The 13,970-nt window shown below is 44.2% G+C and carries 9 protein-coding genes, 1 rRNA gene and 3 riboswitches; all 10 genes read right to left on the bottom strand.

Features of this window, described 5'->3' with window-relative positions:
• Window positions 1–131: 131 nt before the first annotated feature.
• Window positions 132–1,689: ribosomal RNA gene (locus NYE72_RS03215) — 16S ribosomal RNA — on the bottom strand.
• Window positions 1,690–2,056: 367 nt separating this feature from the next.
• Window positions 2,057–2,866, bottom strand: a complete 810-nt coding sequence (locus NYE72_RS03210) for a transglutaminase-like domain-containing protein (RefSeq protein ID WP_038568647.1) — start codon at window positions 2,864–2,866, stop codon at window positions 2,057–2,059.
• Between the two features lie 13 nt (window positions 2,867–2,879).
• A riboswitch (cyclic di-GMP riboswitch) is annotated at window positions 2,880–2,960 on the bottom strand.
• Between the two features lie 74 nt (window positions 2,961–3,034).
• Window positions 3,035–3,117, bottom strand: a riboswitch (cyclic di-GMP riboswitch).
• Between the two features lie 119 nt (window positions 3,118–3,236).
• The gene (locus NYE72_RS03205; RefSeq protein WP_254924609.1) at window positions 3,237–3,896 is read right to left on the bottom strand and encodes a class D sortase; all 660 of its coding nucleotides are present in this window, start codon (window positions 3,894–3,896) and stop codon (window positions 3,237–3,239) included.
• A gap of 102 nt (window positions 3,897–3,998) precedes the next feature.
• Window positions 3,999–4,406 (bottom strand): GtrA family protein, encoded by a 408-nt coding sequence (locus NYE72_RS03200; RefSeq protein ID WP_036679899.1) that lies wholly within the window; start codon window positions 4,404–4,406, stop codon window positions 3,999–4,001.
• On the bottom strand, window positions 4,393–5,373 hold the full coding sequence (locus NYE72_RS03195; RefSeq protein ID WP_038568643.1) for a glycosyltransferase family 2 protein: 981 nt from the start codon (window positions 5,371–5,373) through the stop codon (window positions 4,393–4,395). Before NYE72_RS03195 ends, NYE72_RS03200 begins: the two co-directional genes overlap by 14 nt.
• A gap of 97 nt (window positions 5,374–5,470) precedes the next feature.
• Window positions 5,471–7,249: a phospholipid carrier-dependent glycosyltransferase gene (locus NYE72_RS03190; protein WP_038568641.1), complete on the bottom strand. Its 1,779-nt coding sequence runs from the start codon at window positions 7,247–7,249 to the stop codon at window positions 5,471–5,473.
• Entirely contained in the window at window positions 7,239–9,494 is a 2,256-nt protein-coding gene (locus NYE72_RS03185) for a glycosyltransferase 87 family protein (protein WP_339211270.1), read from the bottom strand. Before NYE72_RS03185 ends, NYE72_RS03190 begins: the two co-directional genes overlap by 11 nt.
• A gap of 402 nt (window positions 9,495–9,896) precedes the next feature.
• Complete coding sequence (locus NYE72_RS03180; RefSeq protein WP_036679893.1) at window positions 9,897–11,297, bottom strand: NCS2 family permease; 1,401 nt, start codon at window positions 11,295–11,297, stop codon at window positions 9,897–9,899.
• A 122-nt stretch (window positions 11,298–11,419) separates the two neighbouring features.
• A riboswitch (purine riboswitch) is annotated at window positions 11,420–11,519 on the bottom strand.
• A 202-nt stretch (window positions 11,520–11,721) separates the two neighbouring features.
• On the bottom strand, window positions 11,722–12,186 hold the full coding sequence (locus NYE72_RS03175) for a hypothetical protein (protein WP_038568636.1): 465 nt from the start codon (window positions 12,184–12,186) through the stop codon (window positions 11,722–11,724).
• Window positions 12,187–12,331: 145 nt separating this feature from the next.
• Complete coding sequence (gene guaA / locus NYE72_RS03170; RefSeq protein WP_036679874.1) at window positions 12,332–13,870, bottom strand: glutamine-hydrolyzing GMP synthase; 1,539 nt, start codon at window positions 13,868–13,870, stop codon at window positions 12,332–12,334.
• Between the last annotated feature and the right edge of the window lie 100 nt (window positions 13,871–13,970).

Raw genomic sequence — 13,970 nt, 5'->3', positions numbered from 1 at the left:
AAGGATCAAGTCTTACTTGAGAGCTTAAACTCTCAAAACTGAGCAACGAGTGAGTAACAGGCCTAAACCTGAGTTTTGGAAGCTGAGCTTCCGATTTGAATGTTCTCATTGCAGAGAACGATTCTCCATAGAAAGGAGGTGATCCAGCCGCACCTTCCGATACGGCTACCTTGTTACGACTTCACCCCAATCATCTACCCCACCTTCGGCGGCTGGCTCCCTTGCGGGTTACCCCACCGACTTCGGGTGTTGTAAACTCTCGTGGTGTGACGGGCGGTGTGTACAAGACCCGGGAACGTATTCACCGCGGCATGCTGATCCGCGATTACTAGCAATTCCGACTTCATGCAGGCGAGTTGCAGCCTGCAATCCGAACTGAGACCGGCTTTGATGGGATTGGCTCCACCTCGCGGCTTCGCTTCCCGTTGTACCGGCCATTGTAGTACGTGTGTAGCCCAGGTCATAAGGGGCATGATGATTTGACGTCATCCCCACCTTCCTCCGGTTTGTCACCGGCAGTCACTCTAGAGTGCCCAGCATTACCTGCTGGCAACTAAAGTTAAGGGTTGCGCTCGTTGCGGGACTTAACCCAACATCTCACGACACGAGCTGACGACAACCATGCACCACCTGTCTCCTCTGTCCCGAAGGCCGCTGCTATCTCTAGCAGATTCAGAGGGATGTCAAGACCTGGTAAGGTTCTTCGCGTTGCTTCGAATTAAACCACATACTCCACTGCTTGTGCGGGTCCCCGTCAATTCCTTTGAGTTTCAGTCTTGCGACCGTACTCCCCAGGCGGAGTGCTTACTGTGTTAACTTCGGCACCAAGGGTATCGAAACCCCTAACACCTAGCACTCATCGTTTACGGCGTGGACTACCAGGGTATCTAATCCTGTTTGCTCCCCACGCTTTCGCGCCTCAGCGTCAGTTACAGCCCAGAAAGTCGCCTTCGCCACTGGTGTTCCTCCACATATCTACGCATTTCACCGCTACACGTGGAATTCCACTTTCCTCTTCTGTACTCAAGCCACCCAGTTTCCAGTGCGACCTCAGGTTGAGCCCAAGGTTTAAACACCAGACTTAAATAGCCGCCTGCGCGCGCTTTACGCCCAATAATTCCGGACAACGCTTGCCCCCTACGTATTACCGCGGCTGCTGGCACGTAGTTAGCCGGGGCTTTCTTCTCAGGTACCGTCACTCCGATAGCAGTTACTCTACCGGACGTTCTTCCCTGGCAACAGAGCTTTACGATCCGAAAACCTTCATCACTCACGCGGCGTTGCTCCGTCAGGCTTTCGCCCATTGCGGAAGATTCCCTACTGCTGCCTCCCGTAGGAGTCTGGGCCGTGTCTCAGTCCCAGTGTGGCCGTTCACCCTCTCAGGTCGGCTACGCATCGTCGCCTTGGTGGGCCGTTACCCCACCAACTAGCTAATGCGCCGCAGGCCCATCCCTCAGTGACAGATTGCTCCGTCTTTCATTCTTCTCTCAGGAGAAAAAAGAAATTATCCGGTATTAGCTACCGTTTCCGGTAGTTATCCCAGTCTGAAGGGCAGGTTGCCTACGTGTTACTCACCCGTCCGCCGCTAAGTTACTTTGAAAGCAAGCTTTCAAAGTAACTCCGCTCGACTTGCATGTATTAGGCACGCCGCCAGCGTTCGTCCTGAGCCAGGATCAAACTCTCCAATTAGTATTGAAAAGAGCGATATGCTCATTTTGAAACATCTGACGAGAAAATTAATTCTCTAATTTTGGATTTCACTTGCGTGATTTCCTACTCACTCGTTGTTCAGTTTTCAAAGATCAAGTTCTCGTTGACGCCGCTTAATGTCTCAGCAGCAACTCTTATAATATATCATGTTGTTTTCAGAAATGCAAGCTTTATTTTTCGAAGCTTTTTATCAGCCTCGTTTGTATCGCCTGTACGCTGTCTAACAACGCTTACCTATAATACCCCAACTATTAATAGAAAAGCAACCCCTAATATAAAAATAAACAACTAGCTTAATAATTAAGCTAGTTGTTTATTTAATAGAGTTATGTTTATAGCGACGAATTTAATAGTATTTTGCCGCAGTATATTTGCTTGAGGCTTTAATTAAATCGGTTTTCTTATCACTCTTTGCAAGTCCTGCATCCACTGTAGTATCAATGGTAACCCACTTCCCATTAAGCAATACTTCGTTCCAGGCATGATATTGCGTAACGTAGCTTGTATTCCCCATTACCAACTTAGCAGGAACATCTACACTCCGCAGCATTGCGGCAAAAAGAGAAGCGTAATCATAGCAAATCCCTTTTTTAGTAGTCAATGTCTTATCGATGCTTGGAATATAATCAGTAGTTACACTATTAGCAAGAGAGTAGTCATATTGTACATTCGCAACTACATAGTTATAGATCGCTTTAACTTTCTCTTCGTCTGTTGTTTTACCTTGTACTAATTGTTTAGCTTTGACAATCGCTTTATCAGAAGAACTCCATTTCACATTCTGTACGGAGCCCAAATATACGGAATTCGAGTCACTCATGGTTACGTCTACTACTTCGGAATATAACGCTTTGTATTTATTACCGGTTGTGTTCTCCAGAACAGAAACCTTATAAGTCCCATTTCCTTGTTGCAAAGGGAAGTCCTCAGCTTGTCCAGAAGCATACAAGTTATAAGTATAGCTGCTGTTATCTTTGGTGATCATGAGTTTGATTCTTTTATCTTTCGGAATATCATAGTTAATACCAATAACACCTTGAGCCACTTTGGATGTAATCAACCAGCTGGCATCTGCACTTGCAGCTTGAGCTGTACTTACCGGAACTGAAGTCATTAGGACGAACAACGCCACCAGCATAAAATAAACCTTTTTCACGGATAAAACTCCTTTCGGTAGCTGGCTGCCATCCTTTCGGGAAGGCCCTTTAGCTTTGCGTCCCTACCTTTCGATAGGTTTGCCGTTATCGTATAAGCTCTATCTGTTCTAGCTTTACTAGATATAGTTGATAGAATCCATTTGAAACAAACAAAAAAAGCCTCTTCATTCGGTAGCTGGCTGCCATCCTTTCGGGAAAAGGCCCTTTAGCTTTGCGTCCCTACCTTTCGGAAGGTTTGCCGTTATCGTGTTTAGCTTTCATAGTATAATACTATCATATTTATAGTTGTGAACAAGACCTAATTTACTAGATTACCCATTATTTTATAAATATCTCCCGGTATTTGTGTTTTCTTGTCATTCACTATTCTCATTTTGTTAATTTAGCATGAACAATCAGCCGATGCGTTGGATTCACTAGCGGATCACATGTAATCAGAGTAAGAATCTTATCCTTGTCATTCCCGTCAAGAACGGAGACATCACTCGGATCTACAACAGAAATATCGTATACCTCATAGTTAAACACCTGATCACTAGTCTTTACCGTGATAACATCCCCCACAACAACCTCATTCAATCTGTTAAACAAACGACCCGTAGTTCTAGCCCGATGCGCCGCGATTGCAGCATTCCCGATCTCTCCAAGGGGTGCCGTTTCTTTCATATGGGCTGCAGCATGTTTCATATTAGCTTTTGTAGCCCCTTCTAATACAGGCAGCTTCAAATCAATCTTACCGATTTCAATTAGTGCGATTACTTTGCCACCGACCTCAATCTCCGGTTCAGGCTTTTCTGTCTCTTGGGGTTGGGACTGTGCCTGAGCATCCAGAACCGATTCCTCTGCTAACAGCTGAGTAACTTCAGCATACCTGCTCTTCAAATCTGGCTGGGGAGTACTATCGGCAGTGCTTAGTTCAGCCGTTTCTAATAACTTCTCCTGCTGCCTGTCGTTGTACCATTCGTTAGCTGTCGGATATAACATGATAAGTATCCCAGCCAGTATGAGTAGATAGGAGAATTTACGCAATGTTATTCACCTCCGTATATTGTTTCTATGGTTATATACAAATCAAGCAGAAACAGCTACTTGCCTTTAAGCATAGCAACTCCTTCTGCCTGAAATTAATGTTTAAAATACCCATTTACGACTTCCAAAGAAATTGATGATCACCGTGATAAAGGTAACCAGCACCTTGGAGATCAAGACTTGAATACCTAGTCTGTCTGTCAACAGATGCATTAGCAGCAGTGATATTCCGAGCACTACCAGATTCAGCACGATAAACTTGACCAGCTGCACGCGGTCGAAGCCTTCTTTATTCCCCCGGTTGCGATCACGAAAGGTTACTTTTTTATTCAAAATAAAGCTATTCGCCGTACCTGCACTATAGGAGATCACCTGCGCCAATGCGTATACCATCCCTAGTGAATTCAACAATGTGAAAATCACAAAATCAATAAGCGTATTGAGCAAACCTACGGCATTAAATTTAAGGAACTGTATGAATGCAGCACGCAAGTTCTTATCTGACATCATTGTGGTCCTTCCGGCGGTCCAGTTGTTCTTCGTTCTGGTAGCCTTTAGTCTCACTAACAATGTATAGCGGTCTATCTTTAGACTCGTCATAAATCCGTCCGATATACTCCCCAATCACACCTAACAGCATCAGAACGATACCGTTAAAGAGCAGATTGACGCCTACAATGGAAGCCCAGCCCGGAACCGTCCAGGAGGTGAAAAATATCTTTTGAAACAAGACGAAAAATAAATAGAGAAAGCTAGAGAATGAAAGGAAGAATCCAATATACGTAGCAATCTTAAGCGGCTTATGTGAAAAAGAGGTGATGCCATCTAACGCAAAACGAATCATTTTCTTCAGCGGATATTTGGTTTCTCCGGCAAAACGTTCTTCCCGTTCATATTCCACCATAGTCTGCTTGAAGCCAACCCAGCTCACCAAACCTCGGACATAGCGGTTCTTTTCTTTAAGTCCCCGCAGGACATCACATACCTTACGGTCAATAAGTCGGAAATCGCCTGTATCCGTAGGAATATCCACACTTGTCATACTGCTGAGCAGGCGGTAAAAGAGCTTCGCGGTGACCTTTTTGAACATCGTTTCTCCGTGGCGCTTCAGGCGTTTCGCATATACAACATCATAGCCCTCTTTCCACTTCTCGATCATTTGCAAAATGACCTCCGGAGGATCCTGAAGATCAGCGTCAATAACAACAACCGCTTGACCTTCGGCATAGTCCATGCCAGCTGTAATCGCTACCTGATGTCCGAAATTACGCGAGAAGTCAATCAGCTTGACATGCTCGTCTCGTTCACAGATCTCCCGAATCATCTGGGCGGAACGATCACGACTGCCGTCATTGACGAAGACCAGCTCATAAGTATCGCCGCACTCGTCCATTACTTTTTTCAAACGTTCATAAGTATGGCTAATTACTTGCTCCTCATTGAACATGGGTACAATCACACTATATCTGGCTTTCACCTTTATTCCTCCTACAAGCTTTTTGGAGCGTTACATCCATCTACACTTCATAATAACGCTGCATGCATAAACTTATTTTATAGATTTTTATTAAATCCTAGAAAACCCAAGTAGGGAACCAACGCAGCATATCCTTTACGTAATCTCCACTCACCTGCATCCCTGACAGTACCGGGTAGAAAGCGATAAAGAGCAGCAAAGCAACGGCTACATAGACATACTGTACGTAACGGGCCTCAGGGAATTTACTATCCAGCAACTTCATTATATATACAATACCAAGAATCATAAATGGTACCATAGCAAAATAATGGTAAATAAATGTTTCTCTTGGGACAAGCATCCACGGAACATATTGCGAGAAGAAGGCGATCCAGATCATGTAGAGGTTCTTATCTTTACGTTTCAGCGTAATCCACAGCGTTGCCAGCATCGCAAAAATACCCGTCCACCAGATAAGAGGATTCCCCATAGTCACTATACTGCTGACCTGACCTTCCGGCAAACCTTCACCGCCGCTAAAGAACCAGACCGGTCTCTTCATAAACGGCCATTGCCACCATGAGGAAGCAAAGGGATGTGTAGCTACAAGCTGACTGTGGTAGTTGTACATATTCTTTTGGGAATCAATCAAACCTTTTATAGTGAAGCCCTCTGCTGATGCAGATAACCCTGGCACAAAAGATAAGCTATAAATAATTACTGGAATAATTACAAAGAACCCGATACAACTAGCCAACGTAATAATAGTCTTTTTCCAAAAAGAATCTACCGCTTCACGACAGGTGCCCAGCAATTCCTTGTCTTTAATCTTCCCCTCGGCCAGCAGGCGTCCGGAGGCTTGGTATTCTCTGTAGCGTTCAAAAAGGGAGATAGCCAGCATAATGGCCAGCCCTGCTCCTCCATAGAGCACAATCCATTTCGAAGCTACGCCGATTCCGAAGAATAAGCCAGACCAGAATAACGGAATTAATGTTTTTCTCAAAGGCTGCTTGTAGAAATTCATTGTGTAATACCGCTGCATGAAATAGAACATCAACATAATGAAGAATACTCCGTATACGTCAATCGTGGAGATTCTTGTCTGTGTGAAATGCATGAAATCCAGTGCAAACAATCCTGCCGCGAGGGCGGCGTATTTGCTTTTCTTAAACAAACGCAGCGCCATTACATATATGAGAGGTAACATGGCAACTCCGAACAAGGTTCCGATAATACGCCAGCCGAATGGATTGACCCCGAACAGCTCCATCCCTATGGCAATTAACAACTTACCAAGCGGTGGATGCGTATTCTCGTAAGGCACAATCCCGTGTGTATATTCATAAGCTGTTCGCGCATGATAGATCTCGTCAAAATAAGTGCTATTCATAAAGTTAGAATATTCCGGAATGAGCGACTGCTCGTCAAAAAGATTGGCCGCTGCTCCTCTTTTAGGAACTGCGTTAGCATCCGGTGTCACACCGGCAATAGGAAGAGGTTTTCTTCCCCCCCCCTGCTCATAAAAAGCCATTTCGTTCAAAGTGAACCCTGGAGAGGTAACTGTAAACTTCACATATCTCGCAGTAACGTTCAGGGGTTGGCTTTTCCAGATGAAGACATTCCCGACATCCTCACTGACATCCATCGGACTGCTCCAGACCTCAGGATTGTCGCTGAATTCCAGCTTGAACTTCCCCGTGCCTACGCCACCAAAGATATTGACCCGTTCCAATGGTTTACTCTGCCCCAAATCTACATAGAAGCTTTCACCACTGGCAGCAGGCTCCCATAAGGTCTCTGGAGATTTAGTAGAGCCAAGATTATATAAAGCAAGCGCTGCGTAAACGGCCGTAATAGCTATTAGGCATATCCAATCTATACGCTTAAACTTCATCGTTAGATCGCCCTCCCTTCTGATGCGGTTTAATTTGCCCGACAACTCTCAAATCTTCTTCATATTGTTCTTCCAGTGTAATTGGTGCTGGAAGAGGTTTTATACCCTTGCGGACATACACATCGTAACCGATATTCAGCATATAAAGCAGTAATGCTAGATTAGCTATAGCAGTCACTAATACGATTCCGTCTGCACCCGGGCTAACATCTGCATTCAGGTGGGATAAGGTGTACGCCACATTGATGTATTGCGTTAAGCTGAATCCGAGAAATAGCGATAAAAAGCGGCGGTCCCGACTTTCTATATAAGTAAACAAACAAAGAATAAGAGCAGGGAACATATAACGTTCATGCATTTTGGTGCCAAGCACAAAGACCACTACTATAAGCACCATGCCGATAAAATAGGATTTGGTCAGGTCCAAGCGATCCTTTTTAAAGGAATAAAATGCCGCAACAGCTACAGCCACTAAAATAAATATGAAGCCCCATACACGGTATGGAATGCCAAGCCAGGTTAGATCAAGGGATGACCACATCGGATCAGTCAGTGCATACAGATTAAATGCATTCACTGAAGAATACGGATAGGAAGATAACGTACTCTTGTAAAGATCAATAATCCCTACCAGACCTCCGTTATTCCAGAAAAATGGTGCCGCAAGCAATCCGAAGATCCCTAATCCATACAAAGCTCCGAATCCAAGCTGCTTCCAAGCGCGGTGATGATAAAAAGCAAACAACAATACCGGCGTGAATATCAACGCTTGCGGTTTAATTAGCGTCGCTAAGGCAAACAAAATTGCGGAGCGAACAAACTTTTTGTTCGCAGCGCCGTGGATACTGAGCAGCAGGAAGATCAAAAAGAACGAATCTGCTTGTCCCCAAGCCGCTGAATTAATAAGTACCGCAGGATTAAACAGAAACAACAACATCAAGCCGAAAGCAATTCCTGTGCCGAGTTTTTTGCGTGACATTTGATAAATGAAGTAGCCGAGCACCAAATCAGAAAGAATCGCAGGGAGCTTGAAGAGTAAATTCTCTCCACCTGAGCCCTGAGTGAATCCTAAAACGCCACGTATGGCGCTAAGCACGTACAATATGTACAAATAGCCTGGAGGATAATCGGCAAAATAACCTTCTTCATAAAATTTGCCTGGACCTAAATCCACCATACGCTGTCCCCAAGAAATAAAGGTATTCATATCATTCTGATATCCTTGCGCGGTAAGACCAATCCACACCCTCAGGATAAAAGCAACTCCGATGGCAATACTCAGCCATTTGGAATAAATATTCTCAGGCTGCTTCATAAGCTTCTCACTACGGAATGCTTTAGTATAAAGCACTGCAAAAAACACACTAAACAGCGCTGAGATCAGCAACATCTTAGTTGGAGATACTTTATGTGGAGTGTCTGCCTTTTTGTCGCCTGCATCTGGACTAACCGCTGCACTATCCAGCGAAATGACGTTAGCCCCTTCGGGAGCCGCGTCTAATTTTTCTACAGCAAAATCATCAAAATAAGCCTTACCTTGAATTAAGCTAGAGTAGCCGCCCAGACTTGCGCCTATGCCAAATGACTTCTGCTCCGGTCCTGTCTGGCCGATATATTCAAGATACTGCCATTTACCTGCCGTATCAGTTACGCTGGGATACCCCCCGCCTACTCCAACGGCAAGAATGTTGGCGCCTATTCCCTCGCCTGCTGTACTTACTACTTTGATCCATCCAGAGATTCTATAATAACTATTCGGCGTAGCCTCAATCGTCTGCACCCATTTCAAATGATTGGGTTCGATATTCTCAATGACTGCCGCCTTGCTGCCGGAATGAACTTCCTCCGATTGGATTGAAAGTAGGCCTGAGTTGTCTCCTGAAATCCACATATCCTTAGTCCAGTTAGAAGGCGCATCATCTCCCCCCTCCTCAAAGCCAGGGTTCTGCAATAGATTCCCCTCTGCATAAATGCTTGTTACAGGAAGCACAAACAATAACAGCATCAATACAGTCATTACGGCCGCACGTGTACTCTTGATCATCGTCCCAACCTCACCTCGTCCTATATTCATCTTAGTCCAGCCAAAAGCATATACCTTCTGAAAAACAGCTCCCGAATTAGTGTGTTTCACCGTTGCTAAGAAATCATTTGGATTGATTTTCTCATAAAAGAGCATATAAATATAGGGCATGTTTACCTTATCTGGATCGCAAACCCTTCCATCCACAATACTCCATTCCATAGGATCGCCTAAGCTTCAAGGCTCTTATATAGACTCTTATATAGAATAGAAGAATCGTAGTGGCTAAAGCAAATGCCGGAGCAAAAAAAACAGGCCATTCTATATGCATAAAGCGAGAGAACTAACAAAATGGTAAGACCATAGGACCACCTAGGGGTTTGAAGTATTTTCAGTACAAAATAAACAGAGATCAGGATCAAGGTGGGTAACAAATTGGACTCTAACACCAAGGCTGCCTCGTCCTGAACATCACCTCTTCAACAATATAATCTAAATCATAGATGATGAAAAGCTAGAAACATAGACTAACCTGAACGGTTAAGTGCCAACAAAAATATAAAAAAAAGGGCCCCCTCAGTTATGAAGGAGCCTTTGAATGCACATCTGTATGCTATATATGAGTTAGCCCGCACTACCAAGAAATACATAACGGAGAATAATCAGAATAGCAAGTACCCACATCATCCAGTGAATATCGTATTTTTTCTTGCCAGCAAGGTTAGCTACACAAGCAAGGATTACATAAGTTACGATACCAAAGGAAATACCATTAGCAATATTATAAGTGAAAGGCATGATTACTAGAGTAAGGAACGCTGGAATCGCAACAACCATATCTTGAAAATCAATTTCGCGAATCGATTGTGCCATGAGCACGCCTACGACAATCAATGCTGCGGCTGTAGCAGATCCAGGGATCAGAGCCACTATTGGTGCAAGGAATAACGCAAGCAAGAAGCACACACCCGTTGTTACAGCTGTAAGACCTGTACGTCCACCTTCAGCAACACCTGCCGCGCTTTCTACAAAAGCAGTAGTAGTGGAAGTACCCAATGCCGCACCACCAGCTACAGCAATGGCATCGACAAACATTGCATTACCTACACGTTTGTTACCTTCTTCAGGGTTGTCCATAATACCAGCGCGTTGAGCAGTACCTACAAGTGTACCAAATGTATCGAACAATTCTACAAAAGTGAATGTTGCGATTGCTGAAACAATACCGGTGTGCAGGATACCATCCCAGTCAAATTCGAAAAAGTTCAATTGCGTCAGGTCAGGCACCCAAGGGGTTGTCGGACTGGACAATGAGCCAAAATCAACTACACCCATCAGTATACCCGCGAGGGTTGTACCCAAGATACCGAATAAAATCGCACCTTTAACTTGCAGTACCATCAGGATGGAAATAAGAAGCAATCCGATAATTACCAATTGTACATCAGTGTTCTCTAGACTACCCATATGAATAATTGTTTCAAAGGATAGGACGTCTGTGAATGTATTGGCGGAAATATCTTTACCAGCTTCGACACCAATCGTCATCAAACCACTGTTCTTAAGCCCAAGGATTGTAATGAACATCCCGATACCTACGGTAATGGCATGCTTCAAGCTGTCAGGAATGGCTGTCAGTAAGATCTGCCGCACTCGGGTAACCGTGAGCAGGATGAAGATCAAACCGGAAATAAATACTGCAGTCAGACCCATTTGCCAAGTGAATGGATGTTCTGAGGTTGCAGAAGACAAAATTACGGAAGCAAAGTATGCATTAAGTCCCATACCTGGTGCCAATGCTACTGGAAAGTTTATAAACACGCCCATTGCAATGGTGAAAATACCTGCTGCCAGCGCAGTCGCTAGAAATACAGAGTACCAGCCCATATCGATGCGGCCAAATGCTGTTAATGTGCTCGGATTAACCGACAGGATGTAAGCCATAGCCATGAACGTAGTCAAGCCGGCCATTATCTCTGTACGTACTGTAGTGCCGTTCTCTTTCAACTTGAAAAACCGATTCAAATTGTTCTCCCCCTAAGGTATGTTGTGGCTGACAGCAACAAAAAGCCGGTATCTGATCGACACCGGCTCGAAAAAAAGAGTAGCACCCATGACTATAGCCCTAGATTCAGGCTAATACGGGTTGCTCAGCTCTTCTTAATCGTAGCCAGGTCATTACGGTGACCTCGTAGAAACTTCCAGGCCTATTCCCGGAAATATACGAAAGAATTATGTTGTTGTGCTTTATCATTTTAGGGGGACATCACATAAGTTGTCAATGAAAAAAGCGAACATTTTCGACTTTATTTTTTCTATTGTTCGTAATTCATACATTTTTATCTTTAACTCCAACCCCAAAATCCATTAAATCATGCAGCTTATTAACTATCAAAAGCCTTATTAAATGGGTATTTTTCCCTATAAAACAGTTTCAACATGCCCTAGCTTATTGGTCTTTGGAATACTGATAGCTATGCCAAGAATTAGCAAAATGCCCTATAGCTAAACAAATCACTGCAATACCTAACCAAAAAGATCTGCCCCATATAGCCGCAAATCCAAATGCACAAACAGGGAGAACTGCCATGGGAATCGGAAGAAACAATAATGGAGCCCATAATAATCTGAATTGCTGTCCCTTAACCATATAACGAATCCATAAACCGTAATAAATCGTGATAAACACAAAGATAAGTCCAGCCCAGATCCCGAATTCTACATTTTCGAAGTTATCCTTTGAAATCACAAGAATGGCTATACCCCCCAACTGCCCTACTCTCTCCAAAAGGGTATAGACGATACCGGCATCTTTTAAACCGCTGGGAACATGATCGGGCGGAAACTTAATTATCAGCAAACTTGGGGCAAGAATAACCATAGCTATTAGTGTTCCAATAAGTGAGAATCCCATTCTACTGGCTCCTGTAAGTTTATTTTTTCCAGTTTATCACATTCTCTATAGTTGCTATATAGGGTCCGTCACAAGCTTCACGGTTAATAAAAAAACCTGCAGTCCCTTAATAAATAAGGAGCTGCAGGTTTCTTATTGCTATATGCTATTCCCACTCAATCGTTGCAGGTGGTTTCGAAGTAATGTCATACACTACACGGTTTACGTTCTCAACTTCGTTGACAATACGTACAGAGATTTTTTCAAGAACATCCCATGGGATACGTGCCCAGTCAGCGGTCATGCCATCGATGGAAGTTACTGCGCGGACACCTACTGTGTAGGAATACGTACGAGCATCACCCATAACTCCGACACTCTTCATGTTAGGAAGTGCAGTGAAGTATTGCCAAATTTCACGGTCTAATCCTGCTTTAGCAATTTCTTCTTGCAGAATGTAGTCAGAATCACGAACGATGGTAAGCTTGTCCTCTGTTACTTCACCCAAGACACGAATAGCAAGACCTGGACCTGGGAAAGGCTGACGCCATACGATCGCACGTGGCATGCCCAGCTCTTCACCGAGTTTACGAACTTCATCCTTAAACAAGGTGTTTAGCGGCTCGATCAAGCTGAATTTCATATCTTCTGGCAGACCGCCCACATTGTGGTGGGATTTAATGGTTTGCGCTGTAGCTGTTCCACTCTCAACGATATCCGTATAAAGCGTACCTTGTGCAAGGAATGAAAAATCTCCGAGCTTAGCTGACTCTTCGTCGAAGCAGTAGATAAACTCGTTACCAATGATTTTACGTTTTTGCTCAGGGTCTTCAACACCTGCAAGTTTGCTCATGAAGCGATCGCGTGCATCGATTTTCACTACATGAATATCGAATTTGCCTACGAAAGTCTCCATAACGCTTTCTGCTTCACCTTTACGCAGAAGACCGTGGTCAATAAACATACAAGTCAATTGATCTCCAATTGCACGGTGGATAAGCATAGCCACAACGGAAGAATCCACTCCGCCACTAAGAGCGCAGAGTACTTTTTTATCTCCGACTTGATTGCGAATATCTTGAACGGCTTCATCGATAAACGATTCCATTGTCCATTTGCCGTCGCAACCACAAACTTGGTATAAGAAGTTCGAGATCATCTCGTTACCTTGAACGGAGTGACGTACTTCTGGGTGGAATTGCACAGCGAACAATTTGCGCTCCGCATTGCTCATTGCTGCAATTGGAGCACTTTCTGTACCTGCATCCAGCTTGAAGCCTGTTGGAAGCTCAACTACATGGTCACCGTGGCTCATCCATACAGTCTGGCGGTTCTCCAATCCTGCAACTAAAGCAGTTCCTTCTGCAAAGTCAACATCAGCTTTACCATATTCCCGTTTAGCTGAACGTTCTACTTTACCATCAAGCTGATGAGCCATCAGCTGCATACCATAACAAATACCGAAGATCGGCACTCCTAGATCATAAATAGCCGGATCTACGTGTGGTGCATCTTCAGCGTATACACTGCTAGGTCCGCCGGAGAAGACAATTCCTTTAGGCGAAAGTGCTTTAATCTTGTCAACTGGCGTATTGTACGGCAAAAGTTCGCTGTATACTCCCAGGTCCCGAATTCTGCGCGCGATAAGTTGGTTGTATTGTCCTCCAAAATCGAGAACGACGATAATTTCATTTGGCTTGTTCATTACGTGCCTCCCTTGATTATTGGATTCATTATACTCATGGTTAATTCTCATCGTCAAGGAAAGGAGGACACGCCTCTCATAATCAGAGAGTGATAAAACT

Source organism: Paenibacillus sp. FSL L8-0333 (assembly GCF_037965665.1).
Classification (GTDB): Bacteria; Bacillota; Bacilli; order Paenibacillales; family Paenibacillaceae; genus Paenibacillus_AQ; species Paenibacillus_AQ odorifer.
This window is presented reverse-complemented; position numbering and strand designations above follow the sequence as displayed.

What these genes read in the sequence shown, in the direction of transcription:
- NYE72_RS03190 (WP_038568641.1), bottom strand. Translation starts at nt 7,249, where the DNA reads ATGAAGTTTAAGCGTATAGATTGGATATGCCTAATAGCTATTACGGCC.
- NYE72_RS03175 (WP_038568636.1), bottom strand. Translation starts at nt 12,186, where the DNA reads ATGGGATTCTCACTTATTGGAACACTAATAGCTATGGTTATTCTTGCC.
- NYE72_RS03185 (WP_339211270.1), bottom strand. Translation starts at nt 9,494, where the DNA reads ATGGAATGGAGTATTGTGGATGGAAGGGTTTGCGATCCAGATAAGGTA.
- guaA (WP_036679874.1), bottom strand. Translation starts at nt 13,870, where the DNA reads ATGAACAAGCCAAATGAAATTATCGTCGTTCTCGATTTTGGAGGACAA.
- NYE72_RS03200 (WP_036679899.1), bottom strand. Translation starts at nt 4,406, where the DNA reads ATGATGTCAGATAAGAACTTGCGTGCTGCATTCATACAGTTCCTTAAA.